The organism is Streptomyces sp. NPDC058534 (genome assembly GCF_042717365.1).
Lineage (GTDB): Bacteria > Actinomycetota > Actinomycetes > Streptomycetales > Streptomycetaceae > Streptomyces.
Window position 1 is genome coordinate 53,142 of sequence record NZ_JBHXNW010000043.1, and the last position, 21,027, is coordinate 74,168.

The 21,027-nt window shown below is 71.2% G+C and carries 16 protein-coding genes and 1 pseudogene; 10 read left to right on the plus strand and 7 right to left on the minus strand.

Translation table 11 applies throughout. From position 1 onward, the window contains the following. Positions 1 to 94 precede the first annotated feature (94 nt). From rhaS to ACFWR9_RS25180, 4 genes are all read right to left on the minus strand, one after another. Complete coding sequence (rhaS, locus tag ACFWR9_RS25165; protein WP_383845954.1) at positions 95 to 1,183, minus strand: rhamnose ABC transporter substrate-binding protein; 1,089 nt, start codon at positions 1,181 to 1,183, stop codon at positions 95 to 97. A 92-nt stretch (positions 1,184 to 1,275) separates the two neighbouring features. After that, positions 1,276 to 2,307 (minus strand): ABC transporter permease, encoded by a 1,032-nt coding sequence (locus ACFWR9_RS25170; RefSeq protein WP_383845955.1) that lies wholly within the window; start codon positions 2,305 to 2,307, stop codon positions 1,276 to 1,278. Further along, on the minus strand, positions 2,300 to 3,355 hold the full coding sequence (locus ACFWR9_RS25175; protein ID WP_383845957.1) for an ABC transporter permease: 1,056 nt from the start codon (positions 3,353 to 3,355) through the stop codon (positions 2,300 to 2,302). Before ACFWR9_RS25175 ends, ACFWR9_RS25170 begins: the two co-directional genes overlap by 8 nt. Then, complete coding sequence (locus tag ACFWR9_RS25180; protein WP_383845959.1) at positions 3,352 to 4,881, minus strand: sugar ABC transporter ATP-binding protein; 1,530 nt, start codon at positions 4,879 to 4,881, stop codon at positions 3,352 to 3,354. Before ACFWR9_RS25180 ends, ACFWR9_RS25175 begins: the two co-directional genes overlap by 4 nt. Positions 4,882 to 5,243: 362 nt before the next feature. Here ACFWR9_RS25180 and rhaI point away from each other — a divergent pair, with 362 nt between their 5' ends. The 6 genes from rhaI (at position 5,244) to ACFWR9_RS25210 (ending at position 13,039) form a co-directional block, all read left to right on the plus strand. Then, entirely contained in the window at positions 5,244 to 6,410 is a 1,167-nt protein-coding gene (gene rhaI / locus ACFWR9_RS25185) for an L-rhamnose isomerase (protein ID WP_383845961.1), read from the plus strand. A 70-nt stretch (positions 6,411 to 6,480) separates the two neighbouring features. After that, the gene (locus tag ACFWR9_RS25190; RefSeq protein ID WP_383845963.1) at positions 6,481 to 8,526 is read left to right on the plus strand and encodes a bifunctional aldolase/short-chain dehydrogenase; all 2,046 of its coding nucleotides are present in this window, start codon (positions 6,481 to 6,483) and stop codon (positions 8,524 to 8,526) included. Positions 8,527 to 8,725: 199 nt separating this feature from the next. Next, positions 8,726 to 10,225, plus strand: coding sequence for a rhamnulokinase family protein (locus tag ACFWR9_RS25195; protein ID WP_383845965.1), 1,500 nt, complete (start codon positions 8,726 to 8,728; stop codon positions 10,223 to 10,225). Then, a complete protein-coding gene (locus tag ACFWR9_RS25200) occupies positions 10,225 to 10,980 on the plus strand; it encodes a (Fe-S)-binding protein (RefSeq protein ID WP_383845967.1) in 756 nt (251 codons plus the stop codon). Before ACFWR9_RS25195 ends, ACFWR9_RS25200 begins: the two co-directional genes overlap by 1 nt. Continuing rightward, positions 10,977 to 12,401 carry a LutB/LldF family L-lactate oxidation iron-sulfur protein gene (locus ACFWR9_RS25205; RefSeq protein ID WP_383845969.1) on the plus strand — a complete coding sequence of 475 codons (1,425 nt, stop codon included), beginning with the start codon at positions 10,977 to 10,979 and terminating at the stop codon, positions 12,399 to 12,401. The genes ACFWR9_RS25200 and ACFWR9_RS25205 overlap by 4 nt, the downstream gene beginning before the upstream one ends. Beyond that, positions 12,398 to 13,039 carry a lactate utilization protein C gene (locus ACFWR9_RS25210; RefSeq protein ID WP_383845971.1) on the plus strand — a complete coding sequence of 214 codons (642 nt, stop codon included), beginning with the start codon at positions 12,398 to 12,400 and terminating at the stop codon, positions 13,037 to 13,039. Before ACFWR9_RS25205 ends, ACFWR9_RS25210 begins: the two co-directional genes overlap by 4 nt. 126 nt (positions 13,040 to 13,165) lie before the next feature. On the opposite strand, the pseudogene ACFWR9_RS25215 reads toward ACFWR9_RS25210, so the two are convergent. Continuing rightward, positions 13,166 to 13,621, minus strand: a pseudogene (locus ACFWR9_RS25215) (sugar ABC transporter permease); the annotation flags it as partial. Positions 13,622 to 13,770: 149 nt separating this feature from the next. Between ACFWR9_RS25215 and ACFWR9_RS25220 the strand changes: the two are divergent. Together ACFWR9_RS25220 and ACFWR9_RS25225 are read left to right on the plus strand one after the other, a co-directional pair. Further along, the gene (locus ACFWR9_RS25220; protein WP_383845973.1) at positions 13,771 to 14,223 is read left to right on the plus strand and encodes an iron chaperone; all 453 of its coding nucleotides are present in this window, start codon (positions 13,771 to 13,773) and stop codon (positions 14,221 to 14,223) included. 685 nt (positions 14,224 to 14,908) lie between these two features. Then, the gene (locus tag ACFWR9_RS25225; protein WP_383845975.1) at positions 14,909 to 16,480 is read left to right on the plus strand and encodes an FAD-dependent monooxygenase; all 1,572 of its coding nucleotides are present in this window, start codon (positions 14,909 to 14,911) and stop codon (positions 16,478 to 16,480) included. Positions 16,481 to 16,604: 124 nt separating this feature from the next. Here the strand turns inward: ACFWR9_RS25225 and ACFWR9_RS25230 are convergent, their stop codons facing one another. Next, complete coding sequence (locus ACFWR9_RS25230; RefSeq protein ID WP_383845985.1) at positions 16,605 to 17,270, minus strand: ScbR family autoregulator-binding transcription factor; 666 nt, start codon at positions 17,268 to 17,270, stop codon at positions 16,605 to 16,607. A 356-nt stretch (positions 17,271 to 17,626) separates the two neighbouring features. Between ACFWR9_RS25230 and ACFWR9_RS25235 the strand changes: the two genes are divergently transcribed. Continuing rightward, positions 17,627 to 18,472, plus strand: a complete 846-nt coding sequence (locus ACFWR9_RS25235) for an NAD(P)H-binding protein (protein ID WP_383845987.1) — start codon at positions 17,627 to 17,629, stop codon at positions 18,470 to 18,472. 742 nt (positions 18,473 to 19,214) lie between these two features. On the opposite strand, the gene ACFWR9_RS25240 is transcribed toward ACFWR9_RS25235, so the two are convergent. Beyond that, positions 19,215 to 20,207 (minus strand): ScbA/BarX family gamma-butyrolactone biosynthesis protein, encoded by a 993-nt coding sequence (locus ACFWR9_RS25240; RefSeq protein WP_383845977.1) that lies wholly within the window; start codon positions 20,205 to 20,207, stop codon positions 19,215 to 19,217. 290 nt (positions 20,208 to 20,497) lie between these two features. On the opposite strand from ACFWR9_RS25240, the gene ACFWR9_RS25245 reads away from it, so the two are divergent. Beyond that, the gene (locus tag ACFWR9_RS25245) at positions 20,498 to 20,719 is read left to right on the plus strand and encodes an acyl-CoA carboxylase epsilon subunit (RefSeq protein ID WP_383845979.1); all 222 of its coding nucleotides are present in this window, start codon (positions 20,498 to 20,500) and stop codon (positions 20,717 to 20,719) included. The last annotated feature ends 308 nt before the right edge of the window (positions 20,720 to 21,027 follow it).

Here is a 21,027-nt window from a genome sequence, read left to right on the forward strand (position 1 = left end):
CCACCACACACCCACCCCCGCGCGCGCCCCCGCCCCCCGGGGCGCGGCGGGCCGCGCCCGCGCCCCCCCCCCCCCCCCACGACTGTCGTGCGGGTCAGAAGTCGTACTCGTCGATGTTGGTCTTGTTGAAGACGGTCGGCTCACCCGGGGAGACGACGCCGTCCGCACCGAGAGTCACCTTCCCGAGGTCGCCGGCGGTGAAGCTCTCGCCCTTCTTGCCGGTGATCTGGCCGGATTCGAGGGCGACGGCGGCGTGCGCGGCGAGCGAGCCCAGCTTGGCCGGCTCCCACAGCTCGAACTCCTCGACGGTGCCGTTCTTGACGTAGGCGCGCATGTCGTTCGGAGTGCCGAGGCCCGTGAGCTTGACCTTGCCCTTGTACTTGGAGCCGGACAGGTACTGGGCGGCGGCCTTGATGCCGACGGTGGTGGGGGAGATGATGCCCTTCAGGTTCGGATACTCCTGCAGCAGGCCCTGGGTCTGCTGGAAGGACTTCTGGGCGTCGTCGTCCCCGTAGGCGACCTTGACGAGCTTGATGTCCTTGTACTTCGGGTCCTTCAGCGTCTCCTTCATGATCTCGATCCAGGCGTTCTGGTTCGTCGCGGTCTGTGCCGCGGACAGGATCGCGATCTCGCCCTTGCCGCCGATCTGCTCGGCCAGCAGCTCGACCTGGGTGCGCCCGAGGTCCTCGGCCGAGGCCGGGGAGACGAACACCTGGCGGCAGTCCTTGTTGGTGTCGGAGTCGTAGGTGACGACACTGACGCCGTTGCGCATGGCCTGCTTGAGCGCGGTGCACAGGGCGCCGGGGTCCTGCGCGGAGACGGCCATGGCGTCGACCTGCTGCTGGGTCAGGGTGTTGACGTAGCTGACCTGACCGGCGGTGTCGGTGCCGCTGCTGGTGCCGACCTCCTTGTAGGTGGAGCCCAGTTCCTGCAGCGCCTTCTCGCCGCCCTTGTCGGCGGTGGTGAAGTAGGGGTTGTTGACCTGCTTGGGCAGGAAGGCGACGGTGAGGCCCTTCTTGGTCTCCGCATTGGGGTCGGCCTTGCCGGCGGCCGCGCTGCCGCTGTCCTTGGACGCGTCGTCCTTCGTGGTACCGCCGCCGCAGGCGGTGGCACCCAGAGCGAGGGCGGTGACGGTGGCGAGTGCGAGGGTCAGGCGACGCGATCTGGCGGTGGTGCCGAACATGGGAGGTTCCTTTACCTGTGCGGGAGGGAGCGCCGGCCGAGCGGGCCGGAGAGGGCTGGCCGAGCGGGCCGGAGAGGGCTGGGAGAGAAGGACTATGAGGACGGGGCCGTCAGCGGTGGGGAAGCGGCCGTTCTCCCCCTGGCCCGTGCCTGGGAGATCTGGCGGCCGATCCGCGGAGCGAGAACGGAGATCACCAGGAGGACCCCGGTCGCCACGGTCTGGGACTGGGCGGTGACGTTCAGCAGGCTCATGACGTTCTGCATCGTGCCGAGCAGGAACACACCGGCGACGGCGCCGCCGAGCGTGCCCTTGCCGCCGTCGAAGTCGATGCCGCCGAGCAGCACCGCGGCGATCACGGACAGTTCCAGTCCGTTGGCGTTGTCGTAGCGGGCGCTGGCGTAGTGCAGGGTCCAGAAGACACCGGTGAGGGCGGAGATCACGCCCGTGGACACGAACATGGCCAGCTTGAGCCGCTTGACCCGGACGCCGGCGAAGCGGGCGGCCTCCTCGGAGGAGCCGATGGCGAACAGCGAACGCCCGAAGCGCGTGGCATGCAGCACGACGACGGCGATCGCCAGCAGGATGACGAAGGGGACGACGGCGTACGGGAGGAACGTGTCCCCGAACCGGCCGGCGCCGAAGTCCAGGTACTGAGCCGGGAAGTCGGTCACGGAGTCGGAGCCGAGCACGATCTGCGCGATGCCCCGGTAGGCGCCGAGCGTGCCGATGGTGACGGCCAGCGAGGGCAGTCCGAGCCGGGTGACGAGCAACCCGTTGACCAGGCCGCACACCACGCCGAGCAGGACGCAGATCGGGATGATCGTCTCGATCGCCATGCCGGCGTTCCACAGCGCGCCCATCACGGCGCTGGAGAGGCCGGCGGTGGAGGCCACCGAGAGGTCCACCTCGCCGGAGACCACGAGCATCGCCATCGGCAGGGCGATCAGGGCGATGGGCAGGGTGTTGCCGATGAGGAACGACACGTTCAGGGCGTTGCCGAAGTTCTCCACGAAGGAGAACGAACAGACCAGCAGGACGACCAGCAGAACGCCGACCGAGGTGTCCCAGCGCACCGCGCCGCCGAGACGGGAGAGCACGGGGGACTTGACGGTGGTGTCAGGCATGACGGGCACTCCTCGACTGTGCGGCCTTCTTGCGCAGGGCTCCGGAGACTCTGAGCGCCAGGATCCGGTCGACGGCGATGGCGAGCAGCAGCAGGAAGCCGTTGATGGCGGTGACCCAGACCGAACTCACGCCGAGGGCGGGGAGCACACCGTTGATGGAGGTCAGCAGTACGGCGCCGAGCGCGGCCCCGTACACGGTGCCCGATCCGCCGGTGAAGGCGACGCCGCCGACGACAACGGCGCTGACCACGATGAGCTCGTACCCGTTGCCGGTGTTGGAGTCGACGTTGCCGAACCGGGCGAGGTAGAGGGCGCCGGCGAGTCCCGCGAGAGCCCCGCAGACCACGTAGGCCGTCATGATGCGGGCCCGGATCGGGACACCGGCGAGCCGGGCGGCCTCCGGGTTGGACCCCAGCGCGTACATGTCCCGTCCGCTGCGGTAGCTGCGGAGATAGTAGGCCACGACGACGAGGACCGCGGTAGTGAGCAGTGCGAGGTAGGGCACCACGGAGATGCCGTTGCTGCCGAAGTCCACGAAGCCGTCGGGCAGGGCGCTCGCGGTGATCTGGCGGGAGCCGACCCAGATGGAGTCGATGCCGCGGATGACGTAGAGAGTGCCCAGGGTCACCACCAGCGCCGGCACCTTGCCCAGACTCACCAGTGCGCCGTTGACGACGCCGAACAGCGCGCCGACCGCCACGGCCAGCAGGACGGCGACGAGCGGGTGGCCGCCGTCCTTCAGGTAGATTCCCGCGGCGAACGCGGAGATGCCCAGCACGGAGCCGACCGACAGGTCGACGTTGCGGGTGATCACCACCATCGCCTGGCCGATCGCGACCAGCACGAGGATGGTCGCGTTGAGCATCAGGTCCCTGATGCCCTGCTGCGACAGGAACTCGGAGTTGGACAGCTGGGTCGCGCCGAGCATCACCACCAGCACGGCGATCACGGCCAGTTCGCGGGCCTTGAATATCTTGTCCATGAGCCGCCGCGCGGCGACGGACTCGGGTGCGACTTCCTGGCGCACCGGCTCGACGGTCGTGGTCATGCCGCCTTCCTCCCCTGGTCGGTGCGGCCGGTAGCGGCTGCCATCACGGTCTCCTCGGTCGCTTCCGCCCGGGGGATCTCCGCGGTCAGCCGGCCCTCGTGCATGACCAGGACCCGGTCGGCCATGCCGAGGATCTCCGGCAGGTCGGACGAGATCATCAGCACCGCCACGCCGTCGGCGGCGAGTGAGGACAGCAGACGGTGCACCTCTGCCTTCGTCCCCACGTCGATACCGCGGGTCGGCTCGTCCACGATCAGCACCTGAGGAGCCGTGGCCAGCCACTTGGCCAGTACGACCTTCTGCTGGTTGCCGCCCGAGAGCGTGCCCACGACATCGGCCAGGCGCGCGTACTTCACCTGGAGCCTGGTCGCCCAGTCCACGGCGCGGCTGCGCTCGGCCCGCCGGTTCATCAGTCCGGCCCGGGAGGTGGCCGCGAAGCCGGTGAGCCCGATGTTCCGCTCGATGGACATGTCCATCACCAGGCCCTGGGCGCGGCGGTCCTCGGGCACCAGGGCGAGACCGGCGGCCATGGCCAGGCTCGGAGCTCCCGCGGGAAGCTTCCGGCCGAGCACCTCGACCTCACCGCCGTCGAACCGGTCGACGCCGAAGACGGCCCGGGCCACTTCACTGCGACCCGCCCCGACCAGACCGGCGAGGCCCAGGATCTCGCCGCGGCGGACGTCGAAGGAGACATCGGCGAACACGCCTTCGCGGGTCAGCCGGCGCACGCTGAGCGCGACCTCGCCGATCCGGGTCTCCTGCTTGGGGTAGAGCTCCTCCAGATCGCGGCCGACCATGCGGCGCACCAGGGCGTCCTCGTCGAGGTCGGCGAGGGGCTCGCTGGCGATCCAGGCGCCGTCCCGCAGGGTGGTGACCCGCTGGCACAGCTCGAAGATCTCCTCCAGGCGGTGCGAGATGAACAGCACCGCCGATCCCTGCTCGCGAAGTGCCTTGACGACGCGGAACAGGCGGGCGACCTCGCTGCCGGTGAGTGCCGCCGTCGGCTCGTCCATGATCAGGACACGCGCGTCGAAGGACAGGGCCTTGGCGATCTCCACCAGCTGCTGGTCGGCGATGGAGAGGCCGCGGGCCGGCTGTTCGGGGTCGAGAGTGACACCGAGGCGGGCGAAGAGTTCGGTCGCGGTCTTGTTGACCGTGCGGTGGTCCACCCGGCCCAGGGAGCGGCGGGGCTGCCGTCCGATGAAGATGTTCTCCGCGACGGACAGGTCGGGGAAGAGGGTCGGCTCCTGGTAGATCACGGCGATCCCCGCGTCGCGGGCGTCCGCCGGGCTGTGGAAGTCGACCGGCTCGCCGTCGAGGAGGACCGTGCCGGTGTCCGGCCGGTGCACGCCCGCGAGGGTCTTGATCAGGGTGGACTTGCCGGCGCCGTTCTCGCCCGCCAGGGCATGGGCCTCGCCCGCGTACAGCCGCAGCGGGACGCCACGCAGGGCCCGGACGGCGCCGAAGGATTTACTCACTCCCTCCAGGGCGAGCACCGGAGTGGTCTCCGGTTCGGGATGAGTCATGGGTTCTCTCCAGTACGTGAGCCCAGCGGAAACCCCGCTGTGAAATGTTTCAATGGGGTTGCCGGGAAGCTAGCTTCAGCCTGTCCGGGACGTCAAGGGTCTGCGGGCCACACAGTCGTCCGAAGTTCGCGACGAGGTGGTTCGCGGCGCTCTGAAACGGCGGTGATCTGCACACTAGCGAGGCGAAAAGCCTGTTGGGGTTCTGAGTGGCCGCGATTCGGCAACAGGTGGGCCAAGCCCTACGAGGGCCCTTGACGGGGGTTGCGGCAGGGGTTAGTTTCTGGCGCAGCCTGAATCGATTCACACGACCAGGTCATTACAAGTCCCCCGCGACGGGGCAGCTTGCGCATCCAGAGGTGGACATGCCTGACATTACTGCCGTGAAAACCGCACTCGCCAACCAGCGGGTCGAGACGCCTTCCTGGGGCTACGGCAACTCCGGAACGCGTTTCAAGGTGTTCGCGCAGCCCGGCGTGCCGCGGACCCCGCGTGAGAAGCTGGACGACGCGGCCAAGGTGCACGAGTTCACCGGCGTCACCCCCCGGGTGTCGTTGCACATCCCCTGGGACAAGGTGGACGACTACGCGGCGCTGGCCGCGCACGCGAAGGGCCAGGGCCTGGAACTGGGCGCCATCAATGCCAACGTCTTCCAGGACGACGACTACAAGCTCGGCAGTGTCTGCCATCCGGACGCCGGGGTGCGGCGCAAGGCGCTCGCGCACCTCATGGAGTGCGTCGACATCATGGACGCCACCGGTTCCCGCGACCTGAAGCTGTGGTTCGCCGACGGCACCAACTACCCCGGCCAGGACGACATCGCCGCCCGACAGGACCGTCTCGCCGAGGCCCTCCAGGCCGTCTACGAGCGCCTGGGCGAGGGCCAGCGGATGCTCCTGGAGTACAAGTTCTTCGAGCCCGCGTTCTACACGACCGACGTCCCCGACTGGGGCACGGCCTATGCGCACTGCCTGAAGCTCGGTGACAAGGCACAGGTCGTCGTGGACACCGGCCATCACGCGCCCGGTACCAACATCGAGTTCATCGTGGCCCTCCTGCTCCGCGAGGGAAAGCTGGGAGGCTTCGACTTCAACTCCCGCTTCTACGCCGACGACGACCTGATGGTCGGCTCCGCCGACCCCTTCCAGCTCTTCCGGATCATGCACGAGGTGATCAAGAACGGCGGCCTGGAACCCGCCGCCGGCGTGGCCTTCATGCTCGACCAGTGCCACAACATCGAGGCGAAGATCCCGGCGATCATCCGTTCGGTGATGAACGTCCAGGAAGCCACCGCCAAGGCCCTGCTGGTCGATGACCAGGCGCTGGCCGCGGCCCAGGAGGAGGGCGACGTCCTGGCGGCCAACGCCGTCCTGATGGACGCGTACAGCACCGACGTCCGGCCTCTGCTGGCCCAGATCCGCGAGGAGAAGGGCCTGAACCCCGACCCGATCGCCGCCTACCGCGCTGGCGGCTGGCAGGAGCGGATCGCCGCCGAACGAGTGGGCGGCGAGCAGGCCGGCTGGGGCGCGTAGCCGCCGCTCCGGGGCGCCGCGCGACCTCGGACATCCTCCGTCGTCAACTCATCCCGAAGGAAAGATCATCATGGCCTCCGCCATTCATCCCGAAGTCGCCGGGCTCCTGGCGCGCTCGCACCGGCTGGGCTCGGACCCGCGCAACACCAACTACGCGGGCGGGAACACGTCCGCCAAGGGCACCACCACCGACTCTGTCACCGGTGGCGAGCTGGAGCTGCTGTGGGTCAAGGGCTCCGGCGGCGACCTGGGCACGCTGAAGGCCGAAGGACTGGCCGCGCTGCGCCTGGACCGGCTGCACGCCCTGAAGGACGTCTACCCGGGCGTCGAGCGCGAGGACGAGATGGTCGCCGCGTTCGACTACTGCCTGCACGGCAAGGGCGGCGCCGCGCCGTCCATCGACACCGCCATGCACGGCCTGGTCGACGCGGCCCACGTGGACCACCTGCACCCCGACTCCGGCATCGCGCTGGCCTGCGCGGCCGACGGCGAGAAGCTGACCGCCGAATGCTTCGGTGACAACGTCGTGTGGGTGCCGTGGCGGCGGCCCGGATTCCAGCTCGGCCTGGACATCGCCGCGATCAAGGAGGCCAACCCGCAGGCCGTCGGCTGTGTCCTCGGCGGCCACGGTGTCACCGCGTGGGGTGCCACCTCCGAGGAGTGCGAGGCCAACTCGCTGCACATCATCCGCACCGCCGAGGCCTTCCTCGCCGAGAAGGGCCGCCCCGAACCGTTCGGCCCGGTGACGGACGGCTACCGGGTGCTGCCCGAGGAGGAGCGGCGCGCCCGTGCCGCCGCGCTCGCCCCGTACGTCCGCGCGATCGCGTCCGCCGACCTGCCGCAGGTCGGCCACTTCACGGACTCCGACGCGGTGCTGGACTTCCTCTCCCGCACCGAACACCCGCGTCTCGCGGCCCTGGGCACGTCCTGCCCGGACCACTTCCTGCGCACCAAGGTCCGCCCGCTGGTCCTGGACCTGCCGGCCGGGGCGCCGCTGGAGCAGGCGACCGCCCGGCTGACGGAGCTGCACACCGAGTACCGCACCGAGTACCAGGCGTACTACGAGCGGCACGCCGTCCCCGGCTCGCCGGCCATGCGCGGCGCCGACCCCGCGATCGTCCTGGTGCCGGGGGTGGGCATGTTCTCCTTCGGCAAGGACAAGCAGACCGCCCGGGTCGCCGGCGAGTTCTACGTCAACGCGATCAACGTCATGCGCGGCGCCGAGGCCGTCTCCTCCTACAGCCCCATCGAGGAGTCGGAGAAGTTCCGCATCGAGTACTGGGAGCTGGAGGAGGCCAAGCTGCGGCGGATGCCCGCGGCCAAGCCGCTGGCCACCCGCGTCGCGCTCGTCACGGGTGCCGGCTCCGGCATCGGCAAGGCCATCGCCCACCGCCTCGTCGCCGAGGGCGCCTGCGTCGTCGTCGCCGACCTCGACGCCACGGGCGCGGCGGCCGTCGCCGAGGAACTCGGCGGGTCGGACAAGGCCGTGGCCGTGGCCGTGGACGTCACCAGCGAGGAGCAGATCGCCGCCGCGTTCGCCGAGGCCGTACTCGCCTTCGGAGGCGTCGACCTGGTCGTCAACAACGCCGGCATCTCCATCTCCAAGCCGCTGCTGGAGACGACGGCCAAGGACTGGGACCTCCAGCACGACATCATGGCCCGCGGCTCCTTCCTGGTCTCCCGCGAGGCCGCCCGGGTGATGACCGCGCAGAAGCTGGGCGGCGACATCGTCTACATCGCCTCCAAGAACGCCGTGTTCGCGGGCCCCAACAACATCGCCTACTCCGCCACCAAGGCCGACCAGGCCCACCAGGTGCGGCTGCTGGCGGCCGAGCTGGGCGAGCACGGCATCCGCGTCAACGGCGTCAACCCCGACGGAGTCGTCCGCGGCTCCGGCATCTTCGCCGGCGGCTGGGGTGCCAAGCGGGCCGCCGTGTACGGCGTGGAGGAGGAGAACCTGGGTGAGTTCTACGCCCAGCGCACGCTGCTCAAGCGCGAGGTGCTGCCCGAGCACGTGGCGAACGCGGTCTTCGCCCTCACCGGCGGCGACCTGACCCACACCACCGGGCTGCATATCCCGGTGGACGCGGGAGTCGCCGCGGCCTTCCTGCGCTGACCCGGAAGCCCGCCCTGATGCCGGTGCCACCTGCGCGGCGGCATCAGGGCGCAGCACGGGCCGGCGCCCCGAAGCCGTAGGGGGCGCGCTCATCCGCGTGCCGCCCCCGGCCGCGCTTTCGCGCCCGTTCTGATCACCCCATGGCCTCACCCCTCATCGCCTCACCACTCCTCGCCGCGCACAGCGGAGGTAACACCACGTGACCACCACCCCGGCCTCCTCGGCCTTCCCCTCGGCGTTCGCCGCGGTCGACCTCGGGGCCACCAGCGGACGGGTGATCCTCGGCCGGGTCGGGCCGGACAACCTCGACCTGACCGAGGCCCACCGGTTCCCCAACACCCCCGTACGCCTGCCCGACGGACTGCACTGGAACCTGCTCGCGCTCTTCCAGGGAACCGTCGACGGACTGCGGGAGGCCGCCAGGGCCGGATCGGTCGTCTCCATCGGAGTGGACACGTGGGCGGTGGACTACGGGCTCCTCGACGCCGACGGCGTACTCCTCGGCACCCCGTACCACTACCGGGACAGCCGCACCGACGAGGCCGCCCAGCGGGTCTGGCCCCGCGTCGGGCCCGAGGAGCTGTACCAGGTCACCGGGCTGCAGCACCTGCCGTTCAACACCGTCTTCCAGCTCGCCGCGGCGGCCGGCGGCAGCCAGTTGGACGCTGCCCGCACCCTGCTGCTGATACCGGACCTGCTGGTCCACTGGCTGACCGGAACCATCGGGGCGGAGGCGACCAACGCCTCCACCACGGGCCTCTTCGACGCCCGCACGGGCACCTGGTCCGGAGAACTCCTCGACCGGCTCTCGATCGAGCCCGGTCTGCTGCCCCCCCTGCGCCACCCCGGCGACCCGGCCGGAACCCTCCTGCCGCACGTCGCCGCCCACACCGGTCTCGACGCGAGCACTCCGGTCGTCACCGTAGCCTCGCACGACACCGCCTCCGCCGTCGCCGCCGTCCCGGCCACCGAACCGCACTTCGCCTACATCTCGTGCGGCACCTGGTCCCTGGCCGGCCTCGAACTGGACGCCCCGGTCCTGACCGAGGCCTCCCGGGCCGCGAACTTCACCAACGAGCTGGGCGTGGACGGCACCGTCCGCTATCTCCGCAACATCATGGGCATGTGGCTGCTGGAGGAGTGCCGCCGGACCTGGGAAGCGCAGGGTCTGCCCACACACATCCCCGTACTCCTCGCCGAGGCCGCCCGGTCCAGGGCGTTCGGCGCGATCATCGACCCGGACGACCCCGAGTTCCTCGCCCCCGGCGACATGCCGGAACGGATCCGGGACCACTGCCGCCGCACGGACCAGCCCGTCCCCGGCAACCAGGGGGCCGTCGTCCGCTGCATCCTGGAGAGCCTGGCCCTGGCCCACCGTCGTACCCTGCGGCAGGCCGCCGAACTCGCCGGCCGCGACATCACCCACATCCACCTCGTCGGCGGCGGCTCCCGCAACTACCTGCTCTGCCAGCTCACCGCCGACGCCACCGGACTGCCCGTCATCGCCGGGCCCACCGAAGCCACCGCCCTCGGCAACATCCTCGTCCAGGCCAGAGCCGCCGGACTGGTGGCCGACCTGGCAGCGATGCGCCGGCTCATCGCCTCGACCCAACACCTCAGGCGCTACACCCCACGCGGCCACAGCGCAGCCTGGGACGCGGCAGCCGCCAGGCTCACCCCTGCCCGAACGGAGCCCTGATGCGCGTAGCCCTCTTCGCCACCTGCGTCAACGACGCCCTCTACCCGTCCACGGCGATCGCCACCGTCAAGGTGCTCGAGCGCCTCGGAGTCGAGGTGGACTTCCCCGCCGCCCAGACCTGCTGCGGCCAGCCGCAGTACAACACCGGCTACCGGCGCGCGACCGAACCACTGGTGCGCCGCATGGCCCGCGCCTTCGACGGCTACGACCACGTCGTCACCCCCTCCGGCTCCTGCGTCGCCATGGTCCGCGACAACTACCCCCGGATCGGCGCAAAGGCGCTGGCCGAGGGCCGCGGCCGGGAACTGGCCGGCGCCGCCGCGTCCCTCGTGCCGCACGTCTACGAGCTGACCGAGTTCCTGGTGGACGTGCTCGGGGTGACGGACGTGGGTGCCTACTTCCCCCACACGGTCACCTACCACCCCTCGTGCCACGGGCTGCGCGTGCTCGGCCTGGGCGACCGGCCGCGCCGACTGCTGCAAGCGGTCAAGGGGCTGGAACTCGTCGAGCTGCCGGGCGCCGAGGAGTGCTGCGGCTTCGGCGGCACGTTTGCCGTGAAGAACGCCGACGTGTCCGAGGCGATGGGCGACGACAAGATCCGTAACGCCCTGTCCACGAACGCGGACGTGCTGTGCGGCGCCGACAACTCCTGCCTCATGCACATCGGCGGCATGCTGCGCCGCCAGGACGCGCCGCAGCGGGCACTGCACCTCGCGGAGATTCTCGCGAGCACGGAAGAGGAGCCCCTGCGATGAGTGGGACGTATCTGGGAATGCCGTCCTTTCCCAAGGCGGCACGGGACGCCGTACGGGACACGACACTGCGCGGCAACCTGCGGCACGCGACGCACACCATCCGCGCCAAGCGTGCGGGAGCGGTCGCCGAACTGGACGACTGGGCACAGCTGCGCGAGGCCGGCAAGCAGATCAAGGACCGCGCACTGCGCCACCTCGACACCCATCTGGAGCAGGTCGAGCGGGCCGTCACCGCCGCGGGCGGCACCGTCCACTGGGCCGCCGACGCCGAAGAGGCCAACCGGATCGTCGCGGACCTGGTGAAGGCGACCGGCGAGAGTGAGGTGGTCAAGGTCAAGTCCATGGCGACGCAGGAGATCGGCCTCAACGAGGCGCTGGAAGCCGAGGGCATCCGCGCCTACGAGACCGATCTCGCCGAGCTGATCGTGCAGTTGGGCAAGGACCTCCCCTCGCACATCCTGGTACCGGCGATCCACCGCAACCGCGGCGAGATCCGGGACATCTTCCGCTCCGAGATGAGCGAGTGGGGCCGCCCGGCGCCCGAGGGCCTCACTGACAGGCCCGCCGAACTGGCCGAAGCGGCCAGGCTCCACCTGCGCGAGAAGTTCCTCCGCGCCAAGGTGGGGATCTCCGGCGCCAACTTCATGGTCGCCGAGACCGGCACGCTGGTCGTCGTGGAGTCCGAGGGCAACGGCCGCATGTGCCTGACCCTGCCCGAGACCCTGATCTCCGTGGTCGGCATCGAGAAGGTGATCCCCACCTGGCGCGACCTCGAGGTCTTCCTCCAGCTCCTGCCCCGCTCGTCCACCGCCGAGCGGATGAACCCCTACACCACGATGTGGACGGGTACGACCGACGGGGACGGCCCGAAGACCTTCCACCTGGTCCTGCTGGACAACGGCCGCACCGACACCCTCGCCGACGAGGTCGGCCGCCAGGCGCTGCGCTGCATCCGCTGCTCGGCGTGCCTGAACGTCTGCCCGGTGTACGAGCGGGCAGGCGGCCACGCCTACGGCTCCGCCTACCCCGGCCCCATCGGCGCCATCCTCACACCTCAGCTCCGGGGCACCGCCACAGAACTCGACGCGTCACTGCCGTACGCGTCGTCCCTGTGCGGCGCCTGCTACGAGGTGTGCCCGGTCGCCATCGACATCCCCGAAGTCCTGGTCCACCTGAGGGAGAAGGTCGCCGACCAGGGCGGCAGGGGACACCGCTTGGAGAAGGCGGCGATACGGACGGCGACCTGGCTCCTCGACCACCCGGCCGCCCTCACCGCCGGTGAACGCCTCGCCTCCAGAACGCGGAAGCTGCATCCCAAACGGCTCCCCGGCCCCGGAGCGCGTGAGTGGACCAACAGCCGTGACCTACCGGACATGCCCGCAGAACCCTTCCGTGACTGGTGGAAGAAGAACCACGCATGACGTCTCCGTCCTCCTCCCGCGACCGTGTCCTGGGCAGAGTGCGCAGGGCCCTCGCCGACGCGCCCGAGGCCCCCGAGGTCACGCGCGACTATCTGGTGAGCCACACACCCGACGATCCGGCCTCGGTGCTCGACCTCCTCCACGAGAACCTCGCCGACTACCGGGCGGGCGTGCACCGCAGCACCCGGCAGGGCCTTCCGGCACTCATCGGCAGGCTCCTCGCCGACCACGGCGCAGCCACCGTCGTCGTGCCGCCCGGTCTTCCCGGCGCATGGCTCGCCGACTCGGAGGCCCGGCAACGATTCGACGACGTCCCCCTGACCCCGGCCGAGCTCGACTCCGCCGACGCCGTGGTCACCGGCTGCGCCCTGGCCGTCGCGGAGACAGGCACCGTCGTCCTCGACGCCGGCCCGGGGCAGGGCCGTCGTGCCCTCACCCTCATCCCCGACCTGCACATCTGCGTCGTAGACGCCCCCGGCCAGATGGTCGCCTCCCTCCCACAGGCCCTGCCCCGCCTCGACGCCACCCGCCCGTCCACGTGGATCTCCGGCCCGTCCGCCACGAGCGACATCGAACTCGACCGGGTCGAAGGCGTCCACGGGCCCCGGACCCTGGAGGTCGTCCTGGTGGTGGACTGACCGTGCTGCCCCGTCCGACGGCCGTGCACTTGCCGTACGAGGCGGCGACCTTCGGGCACACCTCGCTGCGCGGGTCGATCAGTCGGGCCGCTCGAACCCCCGAGTCACCGCAGCCGCCGCGCGCTGTCAGACACGCCCATGGGCCACCTGCGAGCGCCGCGAGAGCGTGTCGATGACCACCGCGACGAGAAGTACGCCACCGGTGATCATGAATTGGATGGCGGACCCGAGGCCCATGAGCGCCATGCCCGAGGCGATCGACTGGATGACGAGCATGCCGAGCAGGGCGGACCAGGTCCTGCCGCGGCCGCCGAACAGACTCGTGCCGCCGATGACCGCCGCGGCGATGACGTTCATCAGCAGGTTGCCGGAGCCCGACGACTGACTCGCCGAGGCGATGCGTGAGGCGAGGAACAGGCCGCCCGCCGCGGCCATCGTGCCGGAGACCATGAAGACCGAGATGCGGATCGCGACCACACCGATGCCGGCGCGACGGGCCGCCTCGACACCGCCGCCCAGCGCGAAGACCTTCCTGCCGTAGCGCGTGTGGCGCAGCACGAGATCCAGGCCGACGAGGACCAGCCTGGGCTTGGGTACGGGTTTGGGTTGAGTGTCTCTTGAGCGAGTGTCAAGGGGCGTGGGCGTGAGGGGTGTTGTACTGGAAGGCATGACCGTGCTCGTCGAGGCGTATCGGCTCGGGCGGGCGTGACCGACGGGCTGCTGGAGGGAACATGAGCAGTACGGAGAAGAGCACGTATGAGGGCTTCTCGGCCGAGGAGCGGGCCGCGATGAAGGACCATGCCAAGGAGCAGAAGGCAGCGGCGCGGCGCGGTTCGCGTGCGGACAAGGCGGCGTTGGCGGAGAAGGATGTGCTTGCGAAGATCGCTGAGATGCAGGACTCGGACCGGGTGATGGCCGAGCGTGTCCATGCGATGGTCCTGGCGAGCGTGCCGGAGCTTGCGCCGAAGCTGTGGTACGGGATGCCGGCTTATGCGCTGGACGGCAAGCTGATCTGCTTCTTCCAGAGCGCGGCGAAGTTCAAGGCGCGCTATGCGACGCTCGGGTTCAGCGACAACGCGAACCTGGACGAGGGCAGCATGTGGGCGGCCGCTTTCGCCCTGACCGAGGTCACGTCGGAGGTGGAGGAGCGGATCGCCGCTCTGGTGAAGCAGGCAGTGAGCTGATGGCTTCCTCCGCCGGGCCGCTGGTGAGTCACTTTCCCGTCGCGCCGGTTGCTGGTGCGATGCGACGGCGGCACCGTTCGTATGGCGGCCCGGGGAGGACGGCGGGACCGGTTTGGCTGGAGCGACTGCCCAGCCTCCTGATGTTGTGCCGAGAGTGCTGCTGGTGGCGTTCCGCGCCGTGCCCGTCGGGCTCGACAACCCGTTAGTACCAGCTCTGGAACCGGCTGCTGCTGCACGAGAAGGTCCGCAGACCGTAGGCGGTGCTGTGGTCGAGGCACCTTGCGTTGAAGCGGTTCTGATGCCGGCGTGTTGCGTCATTTGCATGGGTGCATGTTCGAGCTTTCAATACCCGGTGGGGAGCCGGCGACGGCCACCTTGCAGCCAGGTCCTGGAGACCTCTCCCTCACCTCTCTTGTCGGCGTCCGGTCCTTCCGGCGTTGTGTCGTGACTCGTTGGAGAGGCCGTCCGGTGAGAGGTTCTGGATTCGATCGTGCTCGGAATGCTCGGTGCTCGACGGTGTGGGCGTCTTGGTCGTGCTTGCTGGGCAGGGGTGGTGTGGGGGTCTTGAGAAGAACCGTCTATTCGGTATATTTCGCGGTTGTCGGTACTTGTGGCCGGGTCGGTGGCTGGGGCGCGCTGCTGGCTGTGGCGTGACGCTGAGAGGCCTAGGGGAGGTTCTGTGGTGATGAGTTCTCTGCGTGCTGAGGTTGTGGTTGTTGGTGGTGGGCCGGTGGGGTTGTTGGTGGCGGCTGAGCTGGGTGGTCGGGGGGTGCGCACGGTGGTGCTGGAGGTGCGGGGCTCGGTCTGTGATCGGCCGAAGGCGAGGGTGTTGCATGCGAGGGCTCTGCAGGGTCTGGCGAGGCGGGGGTATTTTGCGGAGCTTGTGCCGCGGGGGGTGTCGGGTGCTGCGGAAGTGGAGGTGCCTTTCCGTTTCGGTGGGGTTCCGGGGCTGGTTATCAGGGCTTCGGCGTCGGAGCCGGGGCCGGTGTTGCGGCGGCCGCAGGCTGATCTTGAGCGGGTGTTCGAGCGGCGGGCTCGGGGGGTGGGGGTGCGGGTGTTGCGTGGACACCGTGTCACGCAGGTGTTTGAGGACGGGGGTGGTGTGCGGGTTTTGGCGGAGGGGCCGTTCGGGTCTCTGGAGTGCACTGCTCTGTATCTGGTGGGGGCGGATGGGGGGCGTGGTGTGGTGCGGGAGTTGGGGGGTGTGGTGTCGCGTTCGTGGGGGGCGACGGTGTCGGGGTTGTCGGGGGTGGTGCGGTGGGAGGGGGAGAGGGGTTTGGGGGAGGGGTGGCATCGCACGGAGCGGGGCTGGATTGTCGTTCATGATGTCCCGGGGGTGGGTGCGCATGTCAGGACGCTCGACTGTTCGGGTGCGTATGTGGGGCGTGGTGTGGCGCCGACGGGTGGGGAGTTGCGTGGGGAGGTGGCGCGGATTGCGGGGCGGGAGGTGGGGTTCGGGGGGGTGCGGTGGCTGAGCCGGTTCAGTGATTTCGCGCGGCTGGCGGAGTGTTTTGGGCGGGGGCGGGTTTTTCTTGCGGGGGATGCGGCGCATCTGCATTTTCCGGTGGGTGCGCAGGGGTTGAGTCTGGGGGTGCAGGATGCGCTGAATCTGGGGTGGAAGCTGGCGTTGGCGGTGCGGGGCCGTGCGGGTGCGGGTCTGCTGGATACGTATGACCAGGAGCGGCGTCCGGCTGCTTTGCGGGTGATCGAGTGCACGTTGGCGCAGTTGGCGTTGATGCGTGCGCGGCCGGAGGCGGAGGCGTTGCGGGCGGTGTTCGCGGGGCTGGTGGCCGGCGGTGGGGAGAGCCGGTATCTGAGTGATCTGGTCAGTGGTCAGGATGTGGTGCTTCCGCCGGGTGTGGGGGGTGGGGCGGGTTGGGAGGGGAGGTTTTTGCCGAATGTGGCTGTGGTGACGGCGGGTGGGCCGACGGATGTGGTGGCGCTGCTGCGGGCGGGCGGGTGGCTGTTGCTGCTCTTTGGTGAGCGGAGTGGGGGGTATGCGCGGCGGGCGGGGGCGTGGGCGGGTGTGGTGCGGGTGGTGCGGGCCAACCCGGTGGGGGAGGTGGCGTGTGATGCGGTGCTGGTGCGGCCGGACGGTTATGTGGCGTGGGCGGGTGGTGCCGGGCAGGGGGGAGGGGGCGCGGGCGGGGGCGGGGACGGTGCCCGGCTTGAGGAGGTGCTGGTGCGGTATTTCGGGTGCGGGCCGTGGGAGCCGGCGGAGCGGGCGGCCGGCACGGGGGCGGGGGCGGCCGGTTGACGGTGGCGGCCCGGTGCGGGTGCGGGTGGCCGGTGCGGGGGTGGCCGGGTGGCGGGTGGCGGGTGGCGGGTGCGGGTGTGGGTGCGGGCGGCTGGCGGTGGCGGGTGGCGGGTGTGGGGGGTGGTCAGCTGGTGGTGGTGGGCTGGGTTTTGTGTCGGTGGCGGATTTCGTTGTGGACGGTTTCGCCGCGTTGTTCGGACAGGTCCAGTGAGGCGAGGACGGAGGGGACGGCGATGCTGGGGAAGAGGTGGCGCAGCAGGGCGGTGCTGCGTTGGCTGAGGTCCTGGTAGTCGCTGACGGTCTGGGACATGGACTGCACGCCGGCGAAGGTGGCGACCACGATGTCGGCGGTGACGGCGGGGCTGACGTGGGGGAGGAGTTCGCCCTGGGCGCGGGCTGTTTCCAGGAGGTGGCGGCAGATCTGGCTCCAGCGCAGGAAGGGGCCGCTGCGGTCGAGGCCCTCGGCGTGCTGGTCCATGGTGAGCCGGACGCCGGCGCGGACCATGGCGTCGCGCTGGAGGCGGTAGGCGTGCAGGAGGACCTCGTCGGCGAGTTCCTGCAGTTTGCAGGTGCGGGCGGGGATGACGAACTGCTGGTCCTGTTCGTGCAGTACGCCCTGGGCGAGCTGTTCCTTGGACTCGAAGTGGAAGTACAGGGCGCCCTTGGTCACTCCGGCGGTGTGGAGGATCTCGGCGATGGTCGCGGCCTGGTAGCCGCGTTCCTCGAACACTTTCGCCGCTGCCTCGAGGATGGTCCGGCGGGTGCGGATGGCACGGTCCTGTTTCACCACGGCGGGGGCCTCCCGGTCCTTGAAGATCGCTGCTGCCAAGTCTCGGGACGGCCCACAAAAAAACCGCCCAGTATGTATCTTACAGGTGGTGTCCGGTTCCGTCTCAGGAGGCCGGGGCGGCTGCTGCGGCACCCGGGCCCCGCCCGTGCCCGGGGAAGGGTCCGGGCCGTGTCCGGGGAAGGGTCCGGGCCGTGTCCGGGGGAGGGGTTCGGGTCGTGTCCGGGGGAGGGGTTCGGGTCGTGTCCGGGGGAGGGGTTCGGGCCGTGTCCGGGGAAGGGGTTCGGGCCGTGTCCGGGGAGGGGGTTCGGGTCGTGTCCGGGGAGGGGGTTCGGGTCGTGTCCGGGGAGGGGGTTGTGGTGATTCTTGTGACGGGTGCTACGGGGACGGTGGGGCGGGAGGTGGTGCGCCTGCTGCCGCGGTCTGTGGCGGTGCGGGTGATGGCCAGGGACCCGTCCCGGGTGACGGTGCCGGGCGGGGAGGTCGTGGCCGGTGACTTCGGGGATCCGGTGTCGCTGGAGCGTGCGCTGCAAGGTGTGGTGCGTGCGTTCCTGCTTACCAGCCGGGTGGGTGCCGGGGATGACGTGCGTTTTGTGCGTGCGGCGCGGGCGGCCGGGGTGCGGCATGTGGTGAAGGTGTCCGCGGCCGCTGTCGAGGATGAGGGTGCCGACGATCTGATCACGTGCTGGCAGCGCGCGAATGAGGAGCTGCTGTGGGAGTGCGGGCTGCGGTGGACGGTGCTGCGTCCGCGTTCTTTCATGTCCAACTCGCTGTCCTGGGCGCGGTCGGTCGCCGGTGAGGGGGTCGTGCGCGCGCTGTACGGGACGTCGGCCAACGCGTGTGTGGACCCGCGGGACGTCGCGGCCGCGGCGGTGTGCGCGCTGACAGAGGACGGGCACGAGGGGCGGGTCCACACGCTGACCGGACCGCGGCCGGTCACCGCTCTCGAGCAGACCGCCGAGCTGGGCCGGCTGCTGGGCCGGCCGCTGCGCTTCGAGGAACTGCCCGTGGCCCGGGCCCGCGCCCGCCTGCTTCAGCGCCATCCGCAGGAGATTGTGCAGGCCCTGCTGGCGGGTGCGGAGCGCCAGCGGGCCGGGGCCAAGGCCGGTGTCCGGGACACGGTGCTGCGTCTGACCGGCCGTCCGTCCCGGCCGTTCGCCGTCTGGGCGGCGGATCACCGTGAGGCGTTTGGCCGGCTGCCCTGAAGCGCCCTTCCGGGGGAGGTTGTTGAGGCCCTGCCGGCGGGTGCGGAGCGCCAGCGGGCCGGGGCCGGGGCCGGTGTCCGGGACACGGTGCTGCGTCTGACCGGCCGTTTGCCGTCTGGGTGGCGGACCACCAGCCGTGAGGCGTTTGGCCGGCTGCCCTGACCCGGCGGGGCGGCGGACCGGCCGGGTGCGCCGTTCACCGCCCCGCCGGCCGCACACCCACCCGGGTGCCCGGCCGCGCGTGGATGCGGGCTGACGGCTGTGCGCGCGGATGCGGACGGAGGTGCCCGGAGCGGGCGGCCGGCTGCGCGCGTCCGGATGCGGGCGGCTGCGAGCGGATGCGGCTGGAGCGGGCGGCCGGCTGCGGGCGTCCGGATGTGGCTGGAGCGGGCGGCCGGCTGCGCGTGTCCGGATGCGGGCGGCTGCGGGCGGATGTGGCTGGAGCGGGCGGCCGGTTGCGGGCGCACGGATGTGGCGGACGGATGTGGCGGACGGATGTGGCGGACGGGTGTGGGCGGAGGGGTGCGGTGGCATGGGTGCGTGGGGCCGAAGGGTGTGGTTGCCCTTCGGCCGTGGGGGGAGCGCTGGAGTGTGGGGCGGTGGTGCTGTGCGGGGCGGGCGGCCGTGGGGGGAGGGCGCGCCGCCGTTCTCCGCTTCCCCGCGCGGGGCCGGGGGTCGGGGCGGGTGGTGTCAGGTGCGCGGGGCCGGGGCCCGGGGGCCCCGGGGGGTGGGGTGGGTGGTGTCAGGTGCCGGGTGCGGCGGTCAGGGTGGTGCTGAAGACGGGGTCGCCGTCCTGGTGGCCGATGACCAGGACCGTGTCCGCCTCGCCGGGTGTGTTCTGGGGCAGGTGCAGGGCGTCGATGAGGCAGGGCCGGTCCAGTTCGGCGTACTTGGTGAACTGGGCGGCCAGGCGCAGCGGCAGGATGGCGGGCCTGTCCAGGACGGCGGTGGCGGCCTGGCGGGCGGCTTCGAGCAGGACCATGCCCGGGACGTGGTCGACCTGGTGGTCGAAGAGGACCGGGTGGCGGGTGTCGGCCCGCAGCTGCCACCGGTTGGGTTCGGCGGTGGGTGAGAGCACCACGTCGGCGGGGGAGAGCCGTCCCACGCTCTGCGGGGCGATGGGGGCCGTCAGCGCGATCGGGGTGTGTCCGGGGGTGAAGACGCGTTCGGGGCGCAGCCGCCGGTACACGGCCGGGGCGACGACGCTGAAGGTGATCCGGCCCCGGCCGGCGGGCCGTCCCTCGCGCAGGAGGACCGTCTCGTAGCGCAGGCCCGCCAGCCGCCGGCCGCGCCTGCTGACCTCGGTACAGGTGACGTCGAGGTCGAGGGCGGCCGGCGCCCGGCCCACGCGCAGCCGGCCGGGGTCGACCGCCAGGGTGAGTTCCTCCAGCAGGAACTGGTGCCCGAAGGGGACGCCGAACTCGGCGTGCGCGAGCAGGGCACCGGCCTGGCGGATCGTTTCAGCGGCGATCAGCGGGTCGTGGTGGCTCCCGCCGACGGGGGTGAAGAAGCTGTGGCCCCGCGGCCACTGCGCACTCATCGTGAAGCGGGTCTCGGCCAGGCGCCTCCAGTCGGTGAGCATCACCTCGGCGACGGCCGCCCGGTGCACCAGTTCGCTGGGGACGGTGGAGGTCCAGGGCCCGTGGCCCGGGGCCGGTGAGGAGTGCGGCAGGGCCGCCGGTGCCGCCGGCTGCTCGGCCGACGGTCTTACGGTGCCAAACGTGCTCGCGGTCATCGCTCCCCCAGAACGAGATCGGAGATGGTCTGCGGAGGCCCAAAAGATAGAGACCACCCGGTTTGATTTCCAGAGGAACCGCAGCCTCCGCCCGGGAATGTTCCGAGCCGCCGTCGAGGGCCGGCCCGGTGCGCCGCCCCCGCCCCGGCCCGCTCTCCCGCGTCGCTCCAGCTCACGCCCCGCCCGGGCGGGCGGGGGCCGCCGGCCGCCCGCCCGAGCGGTTCTCGAGCAGAACTGAGGCCGCCCTGCAGCGCGGCGGGGCACGGTGGCCGCAGTGGAGAGGAGCGGACATGGGTGAACCCGGCGCCCGGGCCCTCGCGTTGCGCATCGAACGCGGCCGGGCCGGCGATCAGGAACTGGCCGCGCTGACCGCGGTGCTGTGCGCGGTACTGGCCCGGCGGGCGCAGGCCGCACGCCAGGCGCAGGCCGCGGGGCAGGAACCGCCCGGCGTCCCGTCCTGGCGTCCGGAACGTCCCCGGGCGGCCCACCACCCGCCCCACTGCTGGCGGTAGCACCCACCAGCCCCCCGGCCGGACCCCGCCAGCCCCCGGCCGGACCCCGCCAGCCCCACCAGGCCCCACCGTCAGCCCGCCGCACGGCCGGCGGCAGGGACCGCCGGACCCCGCCGTCCTTCCCCCGTCCGCCCGGCGCCCGGCGGCCGGGACCCCGGACCGGGACCCCGGACCGGGACCCCAGCCCCCAGACCCCAGCCCCCAGCCCCCAGACCCCAGACCCCAGACCCCAGCCCCCAGACCCCAGACCCCAGACCCCAGTCCCCGGACCCCAGCCCCCAGTCCCCGGGCCCCAGACCCCAGACCCC